Below are 24,205 nucleotides of genomic sequence, written 5' to 3'. Positions count from 1 at the left end.
TTTATATATTACTCACAATGCTCTTTTATTATTACATTTCTAATAATGCACCAAATAGGCCTAAGTTTCTAACTCTATCTTTAACAACTAAAGTAGAAACTGTTGTATTATGTTGTTTCATCAAGCTTTCCGTAGTACTACCTATAAATGTAGCAGCTAGCGCTGATCGTCCTCTTGAACCCATAACAATCAGGTCAGCATCTTCCACTAAAGAAATATTTGAAATAATTTTAGCTTCATTGTTTCCATACAAATCAAAATGTAACCTTTCTTTGTATTTTACACCATCTAAGTCAAATTGTTTCAAGAAATTCTTACATCTTTTCTCAGCATGTAATTGAAGTACCGAAGCATATTCTTGAGGTGTTTTTCCTGAAGCGGTATATCCAGTTGGAAGCGCATAAACATGAAGAATGACTAATTCCATGTTATTTTTCTTAGCCACATCAATTCCTTCAGACATTGCTCTTTTAGACATTTCAGAAAAATCTATTGGAATAATAGCTTTTTTGATAGGAACTTGAGGATTCTCAGAAACAGTGAGAACAGTACAGAAAGCATATCTTGTTAAAAGTCGGGCAATAGTACCACTACCTTCAGCAATATTTTTCTTACCTGCAATTATTAACTCTACTTTTTTCTTTTTGGAGTACTTAAGAATTTTTGATGTAGGATCATTGGAAGCTGATACATGAATTTCGAAAACGATATTTCTATCGTTTAAATCTTTATGTTTTTCAACTAGATCACGCATTTTAGCTTCTGCCATATCATGACGTGATAGCAATTTTCCTTTGTATTCTACTTCGTCTTTTTCAGTATTATCTTTTAGCACATGCATTAAGATAATCTTTTTCACTTGAGACAAAGGAGATGCTTTAAGTGAATAACTGATGATTGCATCATCAATATATGTAAGGTCTAGCGGTAAAAGTGCCGTCTGTGTCTTATCCATGATTTACGATTATGGTATAAGTAGTAAAGAAGAATTATAGGTGATGAACTTCTTAATTTACTGTAATGCTTTAAAATTGAATATTAGGTTTCTCGCAATTTACATGCTTATTTGTAAATATTCACAAAATTGTTAAACTTTCTGTATCAATCCTCCAATTAATTTAGACAAATGAGGTTCTGCATTTTTTGCATTCTCTAATATCTCAGCTAATTCGACAGGTTTTAATGCTCCTTCATAACATAAATCAGTTACTACAGAAACAGCAAATACAGGTAAGTTCATGTGAACAGCTACAATCACTTCAGGAACCGTTGACATTCCTACAACATCCGCACCAATAATACCTAAGTATTTATATTCGGCTTTAGTTTCTAAGTTAGGGCCAGTTACAGAAGCATAAACACCCTCATGTACGGGTAATTGTTGTTCTTTGATTACCTCTTGAGCCAATTCCCTTAATTTAGGATCATATGGTTCAAACATATCAGGGAATCTATCTCCCCAATCGGCTTCATTGTGTCCTGTTAAAGGATTTTCAGGCATGAGGTTGATATGGTCATTCAGTATCATCAAATCACTTTTATTGAAGCTAGGGTTGATACCTCCTGCAGCATTTGAAATGACCAATGCTTTTATACCCAATAGTTTCATTACTCGGATAGGGAAGGTGACTGTTTTCATATCATAGCCTTCATAGTAATGAAAACGACCTTGCATTGCGACAATTTTTCGTCCTTTAAAATATCCGAATATCAAACGACCTTTATGTGATTCAACAGTTGATAAAGGGAAATTTGTCAACTTCTCATAAGGTAGATCATATTTAATGTCAAACTCATCGACTAATCCGCCAAGACCTGTACCTAAAACAATTCCAACTTCTGGCTGAAAACCATCAATTAATGTTTGGATTTGTTGAACACAACCTTCCACTTTTTCTTTATATGAACTCATGGAGTGAATATTTTTTTAGGATGAAAAAAGCCCACGCCATTAAGACGTGGGTGAATGATTTATTAGTTAAACTTATTTTTTAACATGGCTAATTTATCAGCCATAGATAAGTTTTCTGAATTTTCTTCTTTTTGTTGTTGAGGACGACGGTTATTGCCTCCTCCTTGAGGTTTTCTATTGGAAGAAGATTGTGGTTTTCTTTGTTGTGAAGAACCACCTGCTCCATCAAGTCCTTTCATAGATAAAGCAATTCTCTTTCTTGCAATATCTACATCAGTTACAACAACTTGTACTTTTTGATGTACCTTAACTACTTCATTAGGATCTGTAATGTAACGATCAGCCATTTGACTAAGGTGAACTAATCCATCTTGATGTACCCCGACATCTACAAAAGCACCAAAGTTTGTGATATTAGTAACAATACCTGGTAATTTCATGCCTACAGTTAAGTCAGAAATCTTTTCTACACCTTCTTTAAATTCAAAAGCTTCAAATTGTTCACGAGGGTCACGACCTGGTTTTGCTAATTCTTTTAAAATGTCGGTTAGGGTAGGGATACCAACAGAATCAGTTACATAATCGTCTAATTTAATTTGGTTATGTATTTTATCATTCGACATCAAATCTTTGACTTTTACGCCAAGAGTTTCAGCCATTTTCTTAACTATATCATAACTTTCAGGGTGAACAGCACTTGAATCTAAAGGATTTTTCGCATCTCTAATTCTAAGGAAACCTGCACACTGTTCAAAAGCTTTTGGTCCTAATCGAGGTACTTTTTTCAATTGAGCTCTTGATGTAAATGCCCCGTTTTCATTTCTAAAATCAACAATGTTTTTAGCAATGCTTGGTCCTAAACCAGAAACATAAGAAAGAAGTTCTTTACTGGCAGTGTTCACTTCCACACCCACTGCGTTTACACAGCTCATCACAACATCATCTAAACTAGCTTTTAAAGCGGTTTGATCTACATCGTGTTGGTATTGACCTACTCCAATAGATTTAGCATCAATTTTCACTAATTCTGCAAGAGGGTCCATCAAACGTCTACCAATAGAAACGGCACCTCTTACGGTAACGTCTTTATCAGGGAATTCATTTCTAGCTACTTCAGAAGCAGAATAGATAGATGCACCACTTTCATTGACTACAACAATCTGAACATTACTTAAACCAAGGTTTCTGGCAAAAGATTCTGTTTCTCTACTTGCAGTACCATTACCGATAGCAATAGCTTCAATGTTGTGTTTTTCTACTAAATGTTGAATCATAGAAGCCGACTTAGCGACTTGTTTCTGAGGCTCATTCGGGTAGATTACACCATCTTCTAATAATTTACCTTGGCGGTCTAAGCAAACTACTTTACAACCTGTTCTAAAACCAGGGTCTAAAGCCAAAACCCTTTTTTGTCCTAAAGGAGCAGAAAGAAGTAATTGTCTTAAGTTTTCAGCAAATACACCAATTGCATCTTCATCAGCAGATTTTTTTGAAGTAAGTCTTGACTCACTTTCCATCGATGGCTTTAATAAACGCTTATAAGCATCTTTTACAGCCAATTGAATTTGATCTGCAGAAGGTAGTCTTCTATCAATATGTATATCTTCTAAAAGGAATAATGCCTCTTCTTCTTCTGGAGAACAGTCAAGAGAAATAATCATTTCCTTTTCTGCTCTTCTCATGGCTAATACTCTATGAGAAGGGGCTCTTCCTACAGATTCTGTCCAATCGAAGTAGTCTTTATATTTTGCACCTTCTTCTTCTTTACCTGGAATAACCCTAGCTTTAAAGGCACCTTTTTTCATGAAGAGCTCACGCATTTCTGCACGAGTTTCTTGATCTTCATTTAAGCGTTCTGCAATAATATCTCTTGCTCCAGCTAATGCTTTGTCTACATCTTCCACTTCTTTTTCTGGATTGATGTATTTTTTAGCTTCAGCTTCTATATCTGCTCCTAAATCTGGAGAAAGTATAACATCTGCCAAAGGCTCAAGACCTCTTTCTCTGGCAATACTTGCTCTAGTTTTTCTTTTAGGCTTATAAGGAAGATAAATATCTTCTAAAACAGACATTGTTTCGGCTGCAAGAACTTTATTTTTAAGATCATCAGTAAGTTTACCTTGATCGTCAATACTTTTAAGAATAGCCTCTCTTCTTTTTTCAAGCTCTCTTAATGCTTGAGCTTTATCTCTGATGTCAGCAACTTGTACTTCATCTAGGCTACCTGTTACTTCTTTTCTATATCGAGAGATAAATGGAACTGTTGCTCCATCGTCCAACAATTCAAGAGTTGCATTTACTTGTCTTTCTGGTATGCTCAATAATTGAGCTACTTTTTGTATAATGTTCACCATTTTAAACGGTAAGTGTTATTTAAAAAATCACCAATTTTTGGTTTGAATCGGGTCGCTGATATCAAAAAAGTTTGATTCGGCGGAAGGCACCGAAATACATAAAATAGGTATAATTATGCTTTTCAGTAAGCAATCAAAAATAAGTGTTTGGATTGAGGAATAAAAAAAACCTCATTTCTTATTTTAAAGAAATGAGGTTTTTTATGTTAATCCTTAAAGGAGTAAATTCTAATTTTCACCTGGGTTAATCATCGCACAACGGAAACCGATAGTTGCTGTTGCTGAATCTTGATCTAAGAAACGACGAGTACCTGCTGCCATCCAATAGGCAACATCTTTCCAAGAGCCACCTTTATATACACGGATAGAGTTCGAGATGAACGTGTTGTACTGACGTACATATCCATATGATTGATAGTTATAACCATGTTCAGGACCATCTAAATAGTCATTCTTACGAACTGGGTTTAAATCATCCATATCACCATATGATAAAGGACGGTAAATATCTTCTACCCACTCTGATACGTTACCCGCCATGTTATAAAGACCGAAGTCGTTTGGAGGGTTGTCATAAATCCATGATGTAATCATTGCTCCATCATTTAATTTACCACCGATACCAGCGTAGTCACCACGACCACGTTTAAAGTTTGCCATCATATCACCCATGTGCTCACCGTAAGGGTTACGAACTGAGTGACCTGACCAAGGGTAAATACGACGCTCTGAATAGTTTTCGTCGATATCTTGAAGACCGATCAATGCTTGTGCTGCGTAATCCCATTCTGCTTCTGTTGGAAGACGGAATGCTGGAAGAACAACACCTGACTCTAATGGAATAGGCTCGCCATTTTCAGCTGCCTCAGCTTCCTCGTCAGTACCGTTTTGTAAGGCTAAGTTTTTATTTACTACTGTAGTACGCCATGCACAGAAATTTTGTGCTTGAGCCCATGTCACACCAACAACTGGGTGGAAACGGAAACCTGGGTAACGTAAGTAGTGATCTACGTATTGATCATTGAATGCCAATTGCTCTGCCCAAACTGTTGTATCTGGCAATGCTTCTTCATAAGAAATACCTGATACTGATGAGTCAGTGCTTACGTAGTGTAAGTATTCTAACCAGTGAACGTTTGCAACTTCTGTTTCATCCATCCAGAAAGAAGCTACTGATACAGTTCTTTCTACATTGTCACGAGATTTCATTAAATCTTCCTCGTACGAACCTAATACAAAACGACCACCCTCAATGTAACGCATGTTAGGTACTTCAGGCATGCCCTTATAATCTCTTACAGAAAAAGTATTGTCTGCTTTTCCATTGTACTCTTGACCAGTCATTGTACTGTAGCCTCCTGGATTGTTCGCGTCAGGCTTGGAGCTCTTAGCACAACCCGAAACTAGTAGTGCGGATATCAACACAGAAGCTAAGTAAAGAAGATTCTTTTTGCTCATGATATATAATTCTCTATTTTTATTTCACACCAATAAGGTGTAATTGTTGTTCCTAAAAATCGTTTCTAAATGTAAATGAAACGTCTACGGAAAACCATGATTCAATAATTGTACCCAAAAAACAGATCATTGAGATTTTTTTGAAAAAAAAGTGGTTACTCGTCTAATTTTTGTAAAAGTTGCAATGCGTTATTTATACTGCTTATTCCATCAATATTGATGATTACACGCTTTTTGGTCTCTTTTATTTGACAATTTTTAGGGTGAGTTTGAACGTAGATTAAAATTTTCCCAAACTCTTCAGATTGATAATAAGCGGCTTGTGTATGTTCTAATAAATAGGCTTTTAAACTTTCATTTTTTAAGATCAGTTTTTCCATGCCTAACTTAGAGGCGGTCCATCTCATACGTACTGTTTCTAAGAGATCTTTTACCGGTTGTGGCATACTACCAAATCTATCTTGAAGGTCTTTGATGAATTTTTCTAACTCTTTTTCATTTTTGAGCTTATCTGCCCTCATGTATAAATTCAATCTTTCTGAAATACTACTTACATAGTTGTCAGGAATTAAAATTTCAAAATCAGTTTCTATTACCGTATTTACTTTTACTGATTTGTTTGCTAATTCTTCTTTAAATAAATCAGCAAACTGAGTTTCTTTAATTTCTTGTACCGCTTCTTCTAGAATTTGATTGAAAGTATCAAACCCAAGATCATTGATAAATCCTGATTGTTCACCGCCAAGTAAATCACCTGCTCCTCGAATATCAAGGTCTCTCATAGCAACTTTAAAGCCATCGCCTAAATCAGAAAATTCTTCTAATGTTGATAACCTTTTTCTAGCATCTGTAGATAAACCAATCGTTGGAGGAGTCAATAAATAACAGTAGGCTTTTTTATTTGATCGACCAACACGCCCTCTCATTTGATGTAAATCTGATAAGCCAAACATGTGTGCTTGATTGACAATAATGGTATTGGCATTTGGAATATCTAACCCCGACTCAATGATATTAGTAGAAATTAAAACATCATATTCACCTTGTATAAAGCGAAGCATAATCTTTTCTAAAGTAGGACCGTCCATTTGTCCATGCGCATAAGTGACTCTGGCATCGGGTACCAATCGCATAATATTATTCGCAAAGTGCTCAATATCGGCAACTCTATTATGTACAAAAAATGCTTGTCCACCTCTCATTATCTCATTATGTACAGCATCTCTGATAATTTCATCACTGTAGGTAGAAATCTTTGTAGTTACAGGCTGACGGTTGGGTGGGGGCGTTTCAATTATTGATAAATCTCTAGCTCCCATCAAAGAAAAGTGTAAAGTTCTAGGAATTGGAGTAGCAGTAAGTGTTAGAGCATCTACATTTACTCTCATTTCTTTCAACTTCTCCTTCGTTTTTACACCAAACTTTTGTTCTTCATCGATAATCATCAATCCCAAGTCTTTAAACTGAACGTCTTTACTTGTTATTCGATGAGTACCTATTAATATATCTACTTTACCCTCTTTTACATTTTTGAGGGTTTCTTTAATCTGTTTCGTTGTTCTGAATCGATTGATATAATCTACATTACAAGGCAAGTCTCCCATTCTTTGCACAAAAGTCTTGTAATGTTGCATGGCTAAAATGGTCGTAGGAACCAAGATTGCGACTTGTTTACTATCACAAACGGCTTTAAAAGCAGCACGAACAGCCACTTCTGTTTTACCAAATCCTACATCACCACAAACTAAACGATCCATTGGATAAGGTTTTTCCATATCCTCTTTCACTTCTTGCGTTGCTTTTGCTTGATCGGGAGTATCTTCATAGAGGAAAGATGATTCTAACTCAGCTTGTAAATAGCCGTCTTCATCAAATTTATAGCCTTTAGATTCTCTTCTTTTGGCATATAAACTGATAAGTTCTGCTGCAATATCTTTAACTCTTTTCTTGGCTTTTTTCTTTTTGTTTTCCCATTCGGGTGATCCTAGTTTACTAACTGTAGGTTGCCTTCCTTCTTGTCCGGAGTACTTTGATATTTTATGAAGAGCATGTAAACTTAAGTAGAGTAAATCATTGTCACGGTAGACCAATCGAATACTTTCTTGTTCTTTGTCTCCGGCTTTAATTTTTTCCATACCAGCAAAACGCCCTACACCATGATCCATGTGTACCACAAAATCTCCTGCTTTCAACTCCCTTAATTCTTTTAAGGTCATTGATTTAGATTTGGAGAATTTTTTCTTTGATTTAGCTACATGGAATCTCTCAAAAATCTGATGGTCTGTAAAGCAGGCGATATTCATTTGATAATCAATAAAACCACCTCTTAAGCTCAAGTTTAGTTCTTGAACAAATAGGTCGGGTTTTATTTCATCAAAAATGGTTTGAATACGTTCGAGTTGCTTTGGTAAATCTGATACGATAATATTTCTAATACCACTTAATTGCTGTTTCTCTAACGTTTCGCTTAATAGGTGGAAGTTTTTATTTAAACTAGGCTGAGGTTTGGCATCAAATGTTATGGTTTCTGCATTTCTTATGCCTTTTCTATTACCAAATAGGATTCTATTTAATGTAGACAACTTCTTGACAAACCCTTTCTTTGTTTCGAATAATTCTTCAGGAGAGTTGATGACTTGTGTGCCACCACTAACTTCTAATATTTCTTCAAATTTAGAAGATGCTTTCTCAAAAGATTGCTCGATTGTATCTGTCAATAATTCATAGTCTTTGATCCACACAGTGGCATCAGGAAGGAAGTCGAGTAAAGATTCTCTCACTTCCTGCATCAGCTTATTATGTACATTCGGCACAATAGGCGCTACATCTTTATCTTCTTGAGATAACTGTGTTACTGGATCGAAGGTTCTAATGCTTTCGATCTCATCACCAAATAATTCGATACGGAATGGTAATTCGTTAGCAAAAGAGTAAATATCAATGATACCGCCTCTAATTGCGAATTGACCAGCCTCATACACAAAATCAGTAGGTTCAAAACCATATTCGATAAGTAATTCACGAATAAAATTCTGATCGATGTCTTCACCAACTCTAGCTACGTAAGTGTTTTCTACTAATGATTTTTTGTTAATCACTTTCTCCGTTAATGCTGGAGGGTGAGTAACTAATAATGCTCCCTTGTTTTTCTTTTCATTAAGCGTACTCAGCGTTTCTGCCCTTTGCAGGATGTTTGCATTTTCAACTTCTGTAAACTCAAAAGCTCTTTTGTAAGAAGAGGGGAAATATAGAACATCGCTATTAGGAAGGAGGTTCTGTAAATCGTTGAGAAAATACATAGCCTCTTCAACGTCGTGCATCACGAAGACATGACAACCTTTGAGCTTATTATAAACCGTAGAAGCGATGATGGCATCTAAACTTCCACTAAGTCCTTTTAAATAAGATGCACTACCTGGAGTTTTTAATTGATTAAGTAAAATTCCAGTTGTACTATCCGATTGATAAGCTTTAATTAAATCTTTTAATTCTATTTGATGTAGGTCTTGTGATTCTCCCATGAAAATTAAATAAAAACAACATTACTATCAGTAAAGACAAAAATAGAAGAGTTGTTTTAGAAAATGTATGATTTTCTCATTTCTTTTTTTTTAACTTTGATTGTTCATTAATATGATTGGATTAAGTCAACATTATGTCTCAAAAAACTAAAACAAGTAGTATTTTATTTGTTAACCTTTATAGGTTCATTTTAATATTGAGCCTTTATTCTGCAGCACGATTTATATTTTACTTCTTTAATAGCACTTACTTTCCTGGTGCAGATATCAAAACTTTATTTCTTGGAGGAATTAAATTTGATTTACCTGCAGCTATTTACACCAATGCTGTTTTTGTGCTAATGAGTCTTTTTCCATCACAAATAAGATATAATGATACGTATCAAAAGGTGATCAAATACTTTGTGATTATAGTGAATGCGATCACTTTAGCAATGAATTTGGCCGATACTATTTTCTTTACATTTACTTCTAAAAGGACAACAGCATCTATCTTTCAAGAGTTCTCTAATGAGGGAAATGGGATGACGTTATTTGTCCGTTTCCTTTTTGTGGATTATTGGTACATGACTGTACTATGGGTGATTCAAATGGTTCTTTTTGTTATTGCCTATAATAACGTGGTGTTAGAAAAACCAAAAGTAAAGCAACCTGTTTTACGATATACGATGATTCATACAGTTATATTTTTAGTGAGTGCTGCATTATTAGGAGGTGCTGCAAGGGGTGGTTTTGATGGAACAACCCGTCCAATCTCATTAAATAATGCTGGGGAGTTTGTCAAAAAGCCACTTGAAATGTCGGTAGTTTTGAACACTCCTTTTGCCATGCTGAGAACAATCAATAAGAAAACAGCTCATAAACATACCTTCTTCTCGAAAGAGGAATTGGCTAATATATATTCAGCGTACCATCACCCTAATGATAGTACCGCTCAGAAAAGAATGAATGTAGTCACTATTGTGATTGAAAGTTTTGGTCGAGAGTATGTGGGAGCCATGAATCAAGATCCGTTAGATCCAAATTATGTTGGTTATACACCGTTCACAGACTCTTTGATCCAACATTCTAAAGCTTATGTAAATGCATTTGCCAATGGTCGAAAATCAATTTCTGCTCTACCTTCAGTAATTGCTAGTATTCCTAACTTTTATTCGCCTTTTGTATTATCACATTATTCTACTAATTCGATCAATAGTATCGCTTCAGTGTTAAAAAAAGAAGGATATTATTCGGCTTTCTTTCACGGAGCGCCTAATGGATCGATGGGATTTGAAGCCTTCATGAATGTGGCAGGGTATGACGACTACTATGGAATGACAGAGTACAATAATGATGACGATTTTGATGGTACTTGGGGGATTTGGGATGAACCTTTCCTGCAATATTATGCAGAGACAATGAATACTTTTGAAGAGCCTTTCTTAAGTTCTTTATTTACTTTGTCGTCTCATCATCCTTTTAAAATTCCAGAACAATATGAAGATACTTTCAAAGGTGGTCCACTTCCTTTAAATAGAGGGACGCAGTATACAGATTATGCTTTGAAACGTTTTTTCGAGACCGCATCAAAAATGCCTTGGTTTAAGAATACTATTTTTGTGATTACTGCCGATCATACCAATCAAGTATATTACCCGGAGTATACCACAAGCCTTGGTCTGTTTAAAGTTCCTATCATATATTACACCCCTGGCGATGAAAATTTTGTAGGGATAGATTCTACCATCACCCAGCAAATTGATATTTTTCCTACTATTATTGATTACTTGGGAGTAAAACAAGATTATATTTCTTTCGGATCTTCATCTATTGATTCTACCGGAAAACACTTTGCTGTAAACTTCTTAGATCCGGGTACTTTCCAGGTAACAGAAGGAGATTATACTTTAGGTTTTGATGGAGGAAAGGTAACCTTTATGTACAATTTTAAAACGGATCGTATGCAAGAGCATGATCTTAAAGGAACAGGGTTGACAGAGGAAAAACAACTTGCAGATTTGGCAAAGGGCATTATGCAGGAGTTCTCGGAGAGAGCGATTGATAATAGGATGACAGCAGGCGGGAAATAGTTACAATATATTGTCTGGTTTCTAGTTTCTTATTTTTTAATTTATATTGAACTATGAAAACAGGAATAAAGCTAACTATCAACACTCCTTGTCACGAGGATCCAACCAATTTTAAACCGACTAAGAAAGGTGGTTTTTGTAGTCATTGCCAAAAAGAAGTAGTGAATTTTACTAGTATGACCGACAAACAGGTAGTTCAGTATTTAGAACAATCTGAAGGAAATGTTTGTGGTCGTTTTAAAGAGGATCAACTAAAAAGTTATTCTCTTATTGATCCATTATCTCCAAAAAAGAAATGGTTTCCTGGAGTGGCTGTGATATCATTACTTTCTCTTTTACCTATGTATGACGCAAAAGCTCAAACGGATGTCCCCATAGAAAAAACGGAACACAAGGATATTGAAACTAGTCAGAATAATAAAAATGATATACTCGTCAATGGAATTGTGAAAGATGAAAGTGGAGCACCAATACCTTGGGTGACCATTGTCAAAGAAGGATCTAAAATGGGAGCAGTAACCAATCTTGATGGGAAATTTAAAATTGATTTTTTAAAAGAGGGAGATGTTATATCTTTTCTATACATTGGATATGAAACTAAAACAGAGAAAATAACCCGAACATTCAAACATGATTTACAAATTGTAATGAAGGAGGATTCATGCGTTTTAATGGGTAATGTAGCAGTAGATGATATATATACATCTAACACGAAAACATTTTGGCAAAGAATCAAATCAATTTTTTAATGAGGATATTTATCTTATTCTTTTTTCTTTCTTTTTCAGTTCATGCACAAACCACTTATAGTAAATTAAACGATTATCATAAAGCAGATAGTATTGCATTAAGCTATAAAGGAAGTAAACTGACGGAACTTTACACTCTTACACAAAATCTTACCAAAGATTTATCCTCTGATAAAGATAAATATAGGAGTATTTTTTATTGGATATGTACGAATATAGAGGGAGATCGTTTTAGTAATTCTAAAAATCAGCAGATGCGGATGAAGTATTCTAAAGATGAAGAGAAGCTGATAGAATGGAATAATAGTTTTGCGAAAAAAGTATTCAAAATTTTAGTAGATGAAAATAAAACAGTTTGTACAGGTTATGCTTATTTACTAAGATCAATGTGTCAGATGGTAAATATTGAATGTGTTATCGTTGATGGCTTTGGAAGAAGTATTCAATCTGTTTTTTTTACTAAAGATAATCTTCCTAATCATTCTTGGAGCGCCGTTAAACTTGATGGTCAATGGTATTTATCTGATCCAACTTGGGCAAGTGGATACTTTAAGAACAAAGAGTATACTTTCACTTTCAAATTCAATGAAGGATACTTTTTGTCTTCTCCAGAACAATTTATATTAACACATTTTCCAATGGATCAACAATGGCAACTTTTAGATAAGTATTTGACATTTGATGATTTTACCCAAAGGGCTTTACATTACCATTTTGCTTTTTCAAATCAGATCTTTGTGGAAAGTCCTTCTATTTTTAGTAATCAAGTGATGAAAAACGAAGAGTTTAACATTACTCTAAAAGTTAGCGATAATATTAACTCAGAGAAGCTGACTTTAAGATATGGTAAAGAATTGAATCTGTTAAAAGCAGAAATTATAGCATCATCAAAGAATAACATCATAATTAAATCAAAATTACCTTTTAAGGGGTATTATGATGTTCATGTTTTTTATGGAGAAGAGATTGTAGCTACATTAAACTACAAGTCATCTAAAAAACAAAAGCGTGATTAGTTTATCTAACCACGCTTTTCTTTTGCGTTAAGCTTTTTCCCAAGGCTTTAACCTTAGCCAATTTTTCTTTTTGGCGATCGTCCAAGAGAACCAAACGGTAAGCAGACCGACAATAGCACCCGCAGAAACATCTACTAAGAAATGTTGTGCTAAATACATTCTCGATATAGCTATTGTGATACCAAACCCTAACCCGATTAGGATACCTTTCCAATTTGGTAGCATCAGAATAAACATACCGCCTACTACAAAAGCAGTAGTTGTGTGTCCTGATGGGAACGTGTCTATGGTATGTAAATGATGTTCTAATATTTGATTAAAGGCTTCAGAACCGTGTAACCCAGCAGGGCGAAGAGCGAAATCTGTTCCTTTAAGTATTTGTTCTTTTACGAGATAGACAATAATACCATGTATTGCCGAAGCCATGACTAATACTGTCCAATATTCTTTCTTAAGCCAAAGTAGAATGAATAACAAAGGAATCAATACCAAACCATCACCAAGGTGGGTGGCATAGGCAAAAAAGTTATTCCAAAATGGAGTGTTGATATCATTGAAGAAATGAACACACCAAGCTGTAGCAGTCTCATTTGTTACAATGGATAGGATGAAAGGGATCAACATTGCCGCGGCAGATAGGAGCAGTAGTTTTGATTCTTTATTTTCTTGCATACTGATAGGGTTCAATTTAGATAACAAAGTTATTTATCTTTTTCGATCTTTTGTCAAAAAATCAGTTAAACCAATGTAGAATTGGCGATAACAGTAATTTGATTTTCTTGTTTCACTTGAAATAGGAGAGGATATTCCCACGTATCAGGCTCTCCATCTCTATGTCCGTCCACGGATTGAGCTGTATTATTGATTTTGATTTCCTTTCCTCTAAAAGTATTTACAGAGGAATCTTTATCTATATTTTTCATGAATAATCGAATGCCCCATATTGCTCCTCTAATTAGATTAGGTTGAGGTAATGCGGTTAATTCTAAAGTTCCATCACCTATTCTTGCATTTGGTGCAATTACAGCTTCATTTCCATATTGTGCAGCATTGCCTACAGTAAGTACAAATGCTTTTTGATTTACAGAGGATGAATCATCTAAAGAGATTGTGTAATCTTGAGAAGCATAACTACCATATTCTTTTAAAATGGCTTTAATATAGTTCTTTAGGCCTCGTCCTTCCATCTTTGCAAATACATGAGAGATATGGGCGTCAAACCCGACTCCAGCAGTACAGAAGAAAAATTTATCGTTAATGGTTGGTGCATCTAGTGGTTGTAATTTTCCATGAATAAGACATTCAGCAGCTTTTTTTGTCGACATTGGAATTTTAAGATGTCTAGCAAGCCCATTACCTGAGCCATTAGGGATAATTCCTAAAACAGTTTTACTTCCTACTAAACCTGTGGCCACCTCATTGACGGTGCCGTCTCCACCAACTGCTACAATAATATCGGCTTTAGAAGAGAGTTGTTGTACTAAAGTGGTGGCATGACCAGCATATTCAGTAAATTTTATAGAGACCTCAAATGCATTGTCTTTTAATATAGATGCACTTAATTCTGCAGCTTTCTTGGCTTTTCCATTTCCTGATACAGGATTGGCTATAAATACAACTTTTTTCATGAATTGATGACTATATGCCTAATGTCTAAATGTTTTGTCAGAATATTATTGAAGTATAAAGTTGCAAAAAAAATAGGATTGTGGATACTCAATAATTAAGATCTAGGAAAAATTGGGTATAAAAAAAGCGATCTTCAAAAGAAGATCGCTCTTGTCGGGATGGCAGGATTCGAACCTGCGACCCCCTGGTCCCAAACCAGGTACACTAACCGGACTGTGCTACATCCCGAACGAAGCGGAGAGTATGAGATTCGAACTCATGCATCGGTTTCCCGATGACGGTTTAGCAAACCGCTCCATTAACCACTCTGGCAACTCTCCTTAAACTTTTTGGTGCTCATTTCTGAACCCCCTTTCCGTTTAATGCGATGCAAATATGCCGTATGAAAATTATTATTCCAAATAGCTACCGATAAAAAAGTGTTAATTAAATTTATGATTAATGCATTCTGCTCAAAATCAATGCTAAAAACATTAAAAAAAATCACACTTTTATTTTGCATCAATAATTATTTTAAATTTGTTCCTAGTTTTAATGAAATTTGGATTTATCGTTAATAAACAAACATGTCGTTAACAAGTAGTCTTGGAACAGTAGAATTGACTCTGATTGGTTTATTTATTCTAACGTATGGCTTTTACCTACTTAGAGTAATCAACGCAAGGAAGTCTTTTAGAGCGAAAGGGGGGGCTACCCTATATAAATTAGTTTTGAGAACAGTTTATTTTACCCTTTTCATCTTTTCTTTATTAGGTCCTACCTTTGGGGAAATGAAAAAGGAGATCAAAGCGGTATCAAAAGATATTTATATCTGTGTTGATTTATCGAAATCGATGGACGCTGTTGATGTGAAGCCTTCTAGATTAGCAAAACTGAAATTTGAACTAAAACAAATTGTAAAATCATTTAACTCCGATCGTTTAGGATTAATTGTTTTTACCTCTGATGCGTTTTTACAGTGTCCTTTAACTTATGATGGGAATGCCCTCAACATGTTTATTGAGACTATGAGCACCTCTTTAATTTCTAATACAGGAACGGATTTCGGCCCTCCTTTAGAAATGGCTATCAAAAAGCTGATGGATGCTGATGAAGGAATGCCTATTGCAAAGCAAGCTTCAAAGGTAATTATTCTTATTAGCGATGGAGAAGATTATGGTAAAGAAACAGACGCTGCCATCAGTCAAATTAAAGACCATGGAGTAAAATTATTTACCATGGGTATTGGTACTAGTGATGGAAGTAAAATACCTGCAGGTTACCGTTTTAAGAGAGATAAGATGGGTAATGATGTTGTGACAAAGTTGAACTCTGAATCTTTAATTTCATTAGCCAATGAGACAGGTGGAAATTATTTTGAAATCAGTGATCAGAGAAATGATATTAACCGTTTGATTTCTTCTATAGGTGATATTCAAGGAGAATTAAAAAGTAGTAGAACAGCTGATGTTGGAGCTAATAAATTCACGTATTTCTTGATGGCTGCTTTAATTTTAGTGGCTTTAGATATTATGTTAGCCGTTCGTGTAATCAAAATATAATTTGATTACATAGGCTTGGAAAGTGTTGTAGAATCTATCTATAACACTTTTTTTTATGCCCACTGTCCTTCTACCATACGGTCTTTTCCCTGGAAGTCTTTAGAGATAAGCACTTTATTAAAACCAGCATCAATTAATAGTTGTGCAGTTTCTTTACCAAATTGTTCATTGATTTCGAAATATAGATAGCCGCCTTTATTTAGTTTTTTACTCGCAAGATCAGTAATACGCTTATAGAATATTAAAGGGTTATCATCTTCTACATATAAGGCTAAATCAGGTTCGAAATCAACCACATTTTTATCCATAATATCTTTTTCAGCGTAGGTGACATATGGTGGGTTACTTACAATTACATCTAATGTTGCTAAGTTTTCTAAATCATTTTCTAAAATATTTAGTTCATGAAATATTACCTTACTATTTAAATTTTTGGCGTTTAATTGTGCTTTTTCCAAAGCTTTAGGGTTTACATCAACGGCAAAACATTGTAAATCGCTTTCCAGATCAAGTGTGATGGGAATACAACCCGAACCCGTACCAATATCTAATAATTTTCCTGATTGGTGCTTCTGCAGTATTTTATGTACTAATTCTTCTGTTTCTGATCGTGGTATTAATGTATCTGGGTTTAATGCAAAACGTCTTCCATAGAAGTCACCTTCTCCCAACAGGTATTGTATTGGGTAATGATTCATTAATTGCTCCATATCACTTTCTAATGTTGTTTTAGAAATGTCGATAGACTCTCTATGAAGCATTACATCGGTACGATTGAAGCTTAAACGCCCTTCTAGCCATAAATAGGCAATGCTATTGGCTTCATTGCTATCGTAGACCTCTTGAAGTTGTTTTGCGATGTATTGTTGAATTTCTCTTGCTGTCATATTATTTCATTTTTACAATTCTACAACTTCTTAGGATGATAATAAGAATCATCTTCAAAATTTCTCTTAATATGCTGTTCTTTTCATATAAATGAATGATTTTTGCAACAATGTTTCTTTTGGTGACGCCCATCAGATTGAATCAAAAAATAGAATTAGCAAATCCCTATTATATAATGAAAATAAGAAAAAATGCAGCGCCTTCTAAAGAAGCAATGATAGAGCTCTCTATTAAGTACATTGAAGAAGATAACGAGTGGTCTTTAAGAAAATTGGCTAGTTATTGCGGAACAACAACTAAAGTTTTTTACACAAGGTTTGAAGGCGAAGAAGGGTTGATCGAAGCGATTATCAATTTAATGGGAAAAAATAAAGCGAAACAGTACGGTAGTCTTGAACAATCCATACGCGCTTTTTATGAATTTGAATTAAACTTTTTTCAAGAGAATAAAACAATACTCAATTTTCTTTCTTCAAGAGGGAAGGGAGCAAACCCTTTTACCGAACATTTAAGAGAGCCTTACCTAGCTTTATTTGATGGTGATTTTAATAAAGTAGTTTTTACTGGTACTGTAATGGTAGGAGTGCAAGCTTTACTTTCTAAGGGTATTCCGTTAGACCATGATGCCACTGTACAGTTTTTAGAGAAAGGTTTGTCATGAGTTTAAACTAAGTTTTAATATAAAAGAAAAAGGTCGTGCTCATAGAGCAGGACCTTTAACAACTTAGCTAAAAACTAAAACCAATTAAAAATGAGATTTTTATAAATATCCTTTCACCGTAGCGAAAGTACTTTTTATGTCTTTTCAATAACTAACCTTTCTAACTAGATTAAGACCTTTTTTGTTCCACTTTTTTGAAAACATTAATAGGTATTAACCCTTTCTTCGATTAGTACATCACAAAAGTGAGAAAAATCCTATGAAAAACAATAAGATTCTTTGAAAAAAATGTATTCATGTGATATTTATCTAGTTTTTTAAGATTATCTAATATTATTTTTCATTGTGTTAGCAGATTTAATTTATTTACAAATTAATTTTAACGCAAAAAGCAAGAGTTGTATTTATTTACAATTGTTTAATGTATTTAAGATTATCTAACACTTAGAAAATCATCTATATAGGTAGTAAAATTGGCTGATTTGTGCTCTTGTTTCATGTCAAAAGCATTACGGTGTGCAATCCGTTGCGTAGCGAAAACGATAGTGTTTTTACCCATTTTATTGTTGAGTTGATCGATTGTAGATAATAGGGAACTTCTGCGTGTAAGGTATTTGGAGGTACACGATGTTTCTAGAGATAATTGCCTTGAATAGTTCGGACAAAGATCCATTACATAGATTCCAGCTTTTCTATAGTTGTGTCCTTTTCTATAAATATCTTTTAAAAGAGGCATTAATGTTTTAATTAATGTAGCGGTATCATCGGTAGGTATATCAAGCCGAATACTTTTAGAACCATAGTAAGGATTTTGTTCTCTATACTTGTCTGTACTAACAAAAACGGAGATACGTTTAGTGCAGCAGTTTTGTTTACGGAGTTTTTCTGCTACCATTGCAGCAAACCCAGCAACAATTTCTTTTAACCTATTCCAATCCGATAGGGGCTTGGAAAACGATCGAGCAGTACCAATCCCTTTCTTTTTAGGAACTTGAGCAACAAAAGAGTGTATACGTATACCTTGTAGTTCTTTAAATATACGCCAAACAGGTGTATGCCATTGGCTTTTGATTTTGCCTTCAGGTAAATCCATAAAACTGCCTATTGTACGAATATTGAATGTATGAAGTGATTTGGTGTGTTGTCTGCCAACGCCCCATAGTTCATCGACAGGCCAATGTGCTATAAACTGTTTATTTTCTTCATAAGAAGTAAATTCACAAACGCCATCAAAGCGATCGTCTTTTTTAGCAACATGATTGGCCAATTTGGCTAATGTTTTTGTAGGAGCAATACCAATAGCTACAGGAATACCTGTTTCTTTCATTACTCGGTCTTTAATAATTTGCCCAATTTCTTCTGTTCCTTCAGTTTGAGTAAGGTCTAAGAAGGCTTCATCTATCGAATAAACTTCAATAGAGTGAGCATATTGTTTAAGAATACTCATTACTCTTTTAGAGAGACTAGCATAAAGAGCATAGTTGGATGAGAAGACAGCCACTTGATGTTTATGAATCACATTTTTAACTTTAAAAAAAGGAGTACCCATCTTAAGGCCAAGTTTTTTTGCTTCTTTACTACCTGCTACCACGCATCCATCGTTATTGGAAAGTACTACAACAGGCCGGTGCTCTAAGTCTGGGCGAAACACCTTTTCACAAGAAGCATAAAAACTATTACAATCTACTAGAGCATATTTTTTTTGTTGTCTACCAAAAGTATCTTCTTTCATAGCAGTATCCTTTATAAGAAGCATATAAAATAAATTATTCCATTTTGATCAAAAATAAAGAAATGTTTATTATATAATCAAACTTTGTTTATTTAATTAACAAAAATGAAAGAAATTAAGTTTGTTTTATCATTTTTACTACTTTTTATAAAAAGATAGAGCATTAACAATCTATTAACATATAAAAAGTAGGGGGGGAGAATAGTTGGGTGTATTAGATATGTAATGAGAGAATAAACCACCTTATTTATGAAGGTGTAAAAATATTGATAACCTCTTAGAGGTCTTATCTAAAGACTATAGCAATGAGAAATAGTTAGTTTTTGGGTTGGAAAAGAGCTTTGATCTTCGAAGCTCTTTTTTTTGTGCCTCAATTTTAAGGAGATAGCAGAAATTTTAGAAGAAGATATACTAATGATACAATTCAGTAGTTATTAAGATAGAAGTTTTTTGATCATTAATATGACTTAAACAAGTAAAAACAATACTGCATTGTTAACACAAACAAATAAAGCGAACACAAACGGATGAGAAGTAGTTTATCATATTGTACATATTCTGAAAAATTCACGCAATCGTTGTTGCTTAAAAAATACGAACTATGAATATCTCATCATCATTCCTTGTAGAAGTTTTAAAAGAAAAGTTTCAAGAGTTTAGTAACAAAGCTGATCTTATTGAGGGCTTGCGTCTAGCACAAGTGGCTCATGATGGTTTGTCATATGATGATCAGAAGGAACTTAAAGATTATATTGTAAATAATAATTTACCGCATAGTGCTGCAATTGTTGAGGCAATAGAAAAAAGAGTAGCATTAAAAAGTAAACTAGCCGAGTTACAAAAAGAGTTAGATCGTTTGGTGGCAATACAGTTTGATAAAGATTTAAACTATAATGTAGAAAACGAAATTAATCTTTACATGGATAGAATTATTCTTTTAGAAACATGTAACATTAATAATAACTAATGTGTTGATATTCATATAAAAAGCCTTGATGTATTAATTAATATATCAAGGCTTTTTTCTTTTATAAAATGTGTTTTTAAAGCTATTTTTTTTGTAGATTAGACACTTATAATTACCAACCTTGCTATATGTCAACTTTTAACACCTCTCGTAAGTTACGCAAAAAGTTTATAGTACTTTTAGATAACCTAAATCTAGAAGAGTTGAACTTCATCCCAAAAGGCTACAATAATAATATCATCTGGAATTTTGGTCATTGCATAGTAACACATCAACAACTTTGTTATTCACTTTCGGGCCTTAAGCCACGCATAGATCAAAAGTGGATAGATCTCTTCAAAAAAGGAACAGTACCCCAAAGAGACTTTACTCAAGAAGAAGTCAACGAACTAAAAGTGATGGCCTTAAAACTACTAGAACAACTCGACTCTGATAAAGTCGAAGGTATTTTTAAGAAGTATAATAAGTATGTAACAGCATTAGGAGTAACTGTTACCAACATTTCAGAAGCCATTGTGTTTAATAATGTACATGAAGGTGTACACATAGGGTACGCCTTAGGTATGAAGCGTATAATAGAATATCAAAGACAAGAATGGGAAACAAAGACACAAACAAGACAGATGGCTATCGCCCAATAAGTTGTACTACATATGATCATTATGAGATCTGGGCAATGAGAAAAACACTACTTTCTATCACCTATAATGCTACAACCGTCATAACAAGGATTGTTACTCTTACAGTAACCAATGGAGTAGAATATGCGATTCTTGAAAATGGCGAAAAAATAAGGTTAGATAATATTGATGAGGTATTAGAAGCGTAAGCTATCGATGACAATGTTTTCTATTTAGAAGGAAGTTTCTGCAATAGAAGCTTCCTTTTTTTATCAGGTATAAACAGTGTTGTGTGAAAATGAAAGAAAGTTTTTAAAACGATGATTATTTTTTTCCAATCATTCTTCTAAACATTCTCTTTTCAAACTCCCAAAAGAAACGGAACTGTCCAAGTAATGTTCCCCAGATTAATAATAGAATTTGATAACACGGCAATCCAATAAAAAAGAAAGCGAGAACTCTAACCCAAGTAGAAGAAGAACTATCTATCCCGAATATAGGATATACGTAAGGCTTTACAGTGTACATAAATGTAGTTCCAGTCAAAGCAAAGACTAAGAGAATAACAGCTACACTCCAATTACTTTTAACATTCCAACGTGTTTTTAATTTATCTAGAAAGCCCATGTATTTTATTCTTTATTAGACATACGTTATCAATTTAGTAACAAAAATAAGAAGATTATAGAATGTGGTCTAACTACTATAGATTTGTTAGTGTTTTTTATCATTCTATGGCGGATTGTAATAATTAGAGGGGATGTCATTCAAAAAAACAGGAAGAAACTGTTAAGAATATCACAAAGAATGAGATAGATTGATTCTTTTCTTCTATTTTTGTGTGATTTTTTGAAGGCGTCTGTCTTTTTTCGTTAATACTTTTATGAGAAACAAACAGACGTTTAGAGAGTTAAGGAATAACAAGTAACTTTGTCATATGGACAAGATGGAAAATATTCGCAACTTTTCGATTATTGCACACATCGACCACGGTAAATCTACCTTGGCCGACCGCCTTTTGGAGTCAACACAAACGGTGTCACAACGTGATATGCAAAGTCAGTTGCTAGATAATATGGATTTGGAACGTGAAAGAGGCATTACAATTAAGTCTCACGCGGTCCAAATGAACTACTTACAAGACGGTGAAGAGTATGTATTGAACTTGATTGACACTCCGGGTCACGTAGACTTCTCTTATGAAGTATCAAGATCGATTGCAGCCTGTGAAGGAGCGTTGTTAATTGTTGATGCCTCTCAAGGTATTGAGGCACAAACAATATCAAACCTTTACTTGGCTATGGAGCACGATTTGGAGATCGTTCCTGTAATGAACAAAGTCGATCTTCCTCATGCCAATCCAGAAGTGGTAGCCGATCAGATCATGGATCTTTTAGGTTGTGAGAGAGAAGATATCATCGAAGCTTCGGGTAAAACTGGTTTTGGTGTGGATAAAATCTTGGAAGCTATTATTGCAAAGATTCCAGCTCCAAAAGGAGATCCTAAAGAACCTCTTCAAGCATTGATTTTTGATTCAGTGTACAACTCATTCAGAGGTGTAGAGGTATATTACAGAATTTTGAATGGTACCATTAAGAAAGGTGACCTTGTAAAATTTGTCAATACAGGCAAAGAATACAAAGCAGATGAAATTGGTGTATTGAAATTAGATCAAGAATCAAGAAAATCTATTTCTGCAGGTAACGTAGGTTATATTATTTCTGGTATCAAGGAAGCGAAAGAAGTTAAAGTAGGTGATACTATTACGCTTACGGAGCGTCCTTGTTCTGAGGCAATTCAAGGGTTCGAAGATGTGAAGCCAATGGTATTTGCAGGTATCTACCCTGTAGATACTACAGAATATGAAGACCTTCGAGCATCATTAGAAAAGCTTCAGTTGAACGATGCTTCTTTAGTGTGGGAACCTGAAACATCGGTAGCCTTAGGTTTTGGTTTCCGTTGTGGTTTCTTAGGAATGCTTCACTTGGAAATTGTTCAAGAAAGATTGGAAAGAGAATTCAATATGACTGTGATTACGACGGCACCGTCCGTACAGTATCACGCTTATTTGAATAATGCAGATAATGATGAAGTAGTAGTTAACGCTCCTTCAGATATGCCTGATCCATCGAAATTAGATAGAATTGAAGAGCCATACATCAAAGCCAACATCATCTCTAAAGCAGAGTATGTAGGTCCAATTATGGGATTATGTATGGAGAAGCGTGGTGAGTTGAAAAATCAAGTGTACTTAACAACAGATAGAGTAGAGTTGATTTTCGAAATGCCGCTTTCTGAAATTGTATTTGATTTCTTCGATAAATTAAAAACAATCTCAAGAGGTTATGCTTCATTGGATTATGAGTTGATAGGGTTCCGCTCTTCTAAATTAGTGAAGTTGGATATTCTATTAAATGCTGATCCTGTCGATGCATTCTCAGCAATTGTTCACCGTGATGGTGCTTATGAAAGAGGTAAAAAAGTCTGTGAGAAATTAAGAGAAGTAATTACTCGTCAGCAATTCGAAATTCCTATTCAAGCAGCTATCGGTACAAAGATTATTGCAAGAGAAACCATCAAGGCACTTCGTAAAAACGTAATTGCCAAATGTTATGGTGGTGATATCTCTCGTAAGCGTAAGCTATTAGAGAAGCAAAAGAAAGGTAAGAAACGTATGCGTCAACTAGGTAATGTTGAAGTAACACAAGAAGCCTTCATGTCAGTATTAAAAGTGGACTAATCTCCATTAAGTGATATAAAAAACTAAAGCGATAAGAGTATTTAACTACTCCTATCGCTTTTTTTCTACTGATGATTTATCTTTTATGTTTAGAGAAAGATGATGCTTTCTCATTTCATTATCGTTTTTTGATATAACCTTTAAGAGAATTATTAATAGGTAAACTGTTTATTTCTAAAGGATTATAAAATAATATCGAGATAAATTATTTTGATCGCAATTATACATCGAATTATCTCTACAGTGTTATGGATATTATATCTTACTTACTATAGGATATTGAAATAATTCTATTATGTGTTTTAGAGATTTAACAATACTTGATAATCATCATTATTAATTTTT

Annotated in this window: 19 protein-coding genes and 2 tRNA genes; 9 read left to right on the top strand and 12 right to left on the bottom strand. The window is 34.3% G+C overall.

The features are described 5' to 3' along the window. Positions 1–31 precede the first annotated feature (31 nt). From NH26_RS08915 to mfd, 5 genes are all read right to left on the bottom strand, one after another. Positions 32–955, bottom strand: coding sequence for a universal stress protein (locus NH26_RS08915; protein ID WP_044221639.1), 924 nt, complete (start codon positions 953–955; stop codon positions 32–34). Positions 956–1,087: 132 nt separating this feature from the next. Next, complete coding sequence (locus NH26_RS08910) at positions 1,088–1,912, bottom strand: purine-nucleoside phosphorylase (protein ID WP_044221641.1); 825 nt, start codon at positions 1,910–1,912, stop codon at positions 1,088–1,090. Positions 1,913–1,974: 62 nt separating this feature from the next. Then, a complete protein-coding gene (locus tag NH26_RS08905) occupies positions 1,975–4,266 on the bottom strand; it encodes a Tex family protein (RefSeq protein WP_044221644.1) in 2,292 nt (763 codons plus the stop codon). 228 nt (positions 4,267–4,494) lie between these two features. Then, positions 4,495–5,724 carry a gliding motility lipoprotein GldJ gene (gldJ, locus tag NH26_RS08900; RefSeq protein WP_044221647.1) on the bottom strand — a complete coding sequence of 410 codons (1,230 nt, stop codon included), beginning with the start codon at positions 5,722–5,724 and terminating at the stop codon, positions 4,495–4,497. A 155-nt stretch (positions 5,725–5,879) separates the two neighbouring features. Next, positions 5,880–9,245: a transcription-repair coupling factor gene (mfd, locus tag NH26_RS08895; RefSeq protein ID WP_084812111.1), complete on the bottom strand. Its 3,366-nt coding sequence runs from the start codon at positions 9,243–9,245 to the stop codon at positions 5,880–5,882. A 197-nt stretch (positions 9,246–9,442) separates the two neighbouring features. Here mfd and NH26_RS08890 point away from each other — a divergent pair, with 197 nt between their 5' ends. The 3 genes from NH26_RS08890 to NH26_RS08880 are packed head-to-tail and all read left to right on the top strand — an operon-like array spanning position 9,443 to position 13,082. Then, positions 9,443–11,317: an LTA synthase family protein gene (locus tag NH26_RS08890; protein WP_158021909.1), complete on the top strand. Its 1,875-nt coding sequence runs from the start codon at positions 9,443–9,445 to the stop codon at positions 11,315–11,317. Between the two features lie 53 nt (positions 11,318–11,370). Beyond that, positions 11,371–12,066 carry a carboxypeptidase-like regulatory domain-containing protein gene (locus NH26_RS08885; RefSeq protein WP_044221653.1) on the top strand — a complete coding sequence of 232 codons (696 nt, stop codon included), beginning with the start codon at positions 11,371–11,373 and terminating at the stop codon, positions 12,064–12,066. Then, complete coding sequence (locus NH26_RS08880; RefSeq protein WP_044221656.1) at positions 12,066–13,082, top strand: transglutaminase domain-containing protein; 1,017 nt, start codon at positions 12,066–12,068, stop codon at positions 13,080–13,082. The genes NH26_RS08885 and NH26_RS08880 overlap by 1 nt, the downstream gene beginning before the upstream one ends. Before the next feature lie 27 nt (positions 13,083–13,109). On the opposite strand, the gene NH26_RS08875 is transcribed toward NH26_RS08880, so the two are convergent. The 4 genes from NH26_RS08875 to NH26_RS08860 all read right to left on the bottom strand — a co-directional run bounded on the left by NH26_RS08875 (position 13,110) and on the right by NH26_RS08860 (position 15,031). Continuing rightward, positions 13,110–13,754 carry a phosphatase PAP2 family protein gene (locus NH26_RS08875; RefSeq protein ID WP_044221660.1) on the bottom strand — a complete coding sequence of 215 codons (645 nt, stop codon included), beginning with the start codon at positions 13,752–13,754 and terminating at the stop codon, positions 13,110–13,112. A 65-nt stretch (positions 13,755–13,819) separates the two neighbouring features. Beyond that, the gene (locus NH26_RS08870) at positions 13,820–14,710 is read right to left on the bottom strand and encodes a diacylglycerol/lipid kinase family protein (RefSeq protein WP_052431930.1); all 891 of its coding nucleotides are present in this window, start codon (positions 14,708–14,710) and stop codon (positions 13,820–13,822) included. Between the two features lie 154 nt (positions 14,711–14,864). Next, positions 14,865–14,939 (bottom strand) — tRNA-Pro (locus NH26_RS08865). A gap of 7 nt (positions 14,940–14,946) precedes the next feature. Next, a tRNA-Ser gene (locus tag NH26_RS08860) sits at positions 14,947–15,031 on the bottom strand. Between the two features lie 246 nt (positions 15,032–15,277). Between NH26_RS08860 and NH26_RS08855 the strand changes: the two genes are divergently transcribed. Next, a complete protein-coding gene (locus NH26_RS08855; protein WP_044221665.1) occupies positions 15,278–16,252 on the top strand; it encodes a vWA domain-containing protein in 975 nt (324 codons plus the stop codon). Positions 16,253–16,305: 53 nt separating this feature from the next. Here the strand turns inward: NH26_RS08855 and prmC are convergent, their stop codons facing one another. Further along, positions 16,306–17,139, bottom strand: a complete 834-nt coding sequence (gene prmC, locus NH26_RS08850; RefSeq protein ID WP_044221668.1) for a peptide chain release factor N(5)-glutamine methyltransferase — start codon at positions 17,137–17,139, stop codon at positions 16,306–16,308. A gap of 176 nt (positions 17,140–17,315) precedes the next feature. Here prmC and NH26_RS08845 point away from each other — a divergent pair, with 176 nt between their 5' ends. Beyond that, positions 17,316–17,801, top strand: a complete 486-nt coding sequence (locus NH26_RS08845) for a hypothetical protein (protein ID WP_139262954.1) — start codon at positions 17,316–17,318, stop codon at positions 17,799–17,801. Between the two features lie 433 nt (positions 17,802–18,234). On the opposite strand, the gene NH26_RS08840 is transcribed toward NH26_RS08845, so the two are convergent. After that, positions 18,235–19,557 (bottom strand): Y-family DNA polymerase, encoded by a 1,323-nt coding sequence (locus tag NH26_RS08840; RefSeq protein WP_052431931.1) that lies wholly within the window; start codon positions 19,555–19,557, stop codon positions 18,235–18,237. 577 nt (positions 19,558–20,134) lie between these two features. On the opposite strand from NH26_RS08840, the gene NH26_RS08835 reads away from it, so the two are divergent. From NH26_RS08835 to NH26_RS25230, 3 genes are all read left to right on the top strand, one after another. Then, positions 20,135–20,500 (top strand): hypothetical protein, encoded by a 366-nt coding sequence (locus tag NH26_RS08835; RefSeq protein ID WP_044221674.1) that lies wholly within the window; start codon positions 20,135–20,137, stop codon positions 20,498–20,500. Between the two features lie 128 nt (positions 20,501–20,628). Next, on the top strand, positions 20,629–21,141 hold the full coding sequence (locus tag NH26_RS08830) for a DinB family protein (RefSeq protein ID WP_044221678.1): 513 nt from the start codon (positions 20,629–20,631) through the stop codon (positions 21,139–21,141). Next, positions 21,096–21,329, top strand: a complete 234-nt coding sequence (locus NH26_RS25230; protein WP_139262952.1) for a hypothetical protein — start codon at positions 21,096–21,098, stop codon at positions 21,327–21,329. Before NH26_RS08830 ends, NH26_RS25230 begins: the two co-directional genes overlap by 46 nt. A gap of 115 nt (positions 21,330–21,444) precedes the next feature. Here the strand turns inward: NH26_RS25230 and NH26_RS08825 are convergent, their stop codons facing one another. Then, a complete protein-coding gene (locus NH26_RS08825) occupies positions 21,445–21,747 on the bottom strand; it encodes a DUF6787 family protein (RefSeq protein WP_044221681.1) in 303 nt (100 codons plus the stop codon). A 319-nt stretch (positions 21,748–22,066) separates the two neighbouring features. Between NH26_RS08825 and lepA the strand changes: the two genes are divergently transcribed. Then, a complete protein-coding gene (gene lepA, locus NH26_RS08820; protein ID WP_044221683.1) occupies positions 22,067–23,860 on the top strand; it encodes a translation elongation factor 4 in 1,794 nt (597 codons plus the stop codon). Positions 23,861–24,205: the final 345 nt, after the last annotated feature.

Origin of the sequence: Flammeovirga pacifica, assembly GCF_000807855.2 — a bacterium.
Taxonomy (GTDB): domain Bacteria; phylum Bacteroidota; class Bacteroidia; order Cytophagales; family Flammeovirgaceae; genus Flammeovirga; species Flammeovirga pacifica.
The sequence above is the reverse complement of the archived record's forward strand: the minus strand, read 5'-3'. Positions and strand labels throughout refer to the sequence as shown.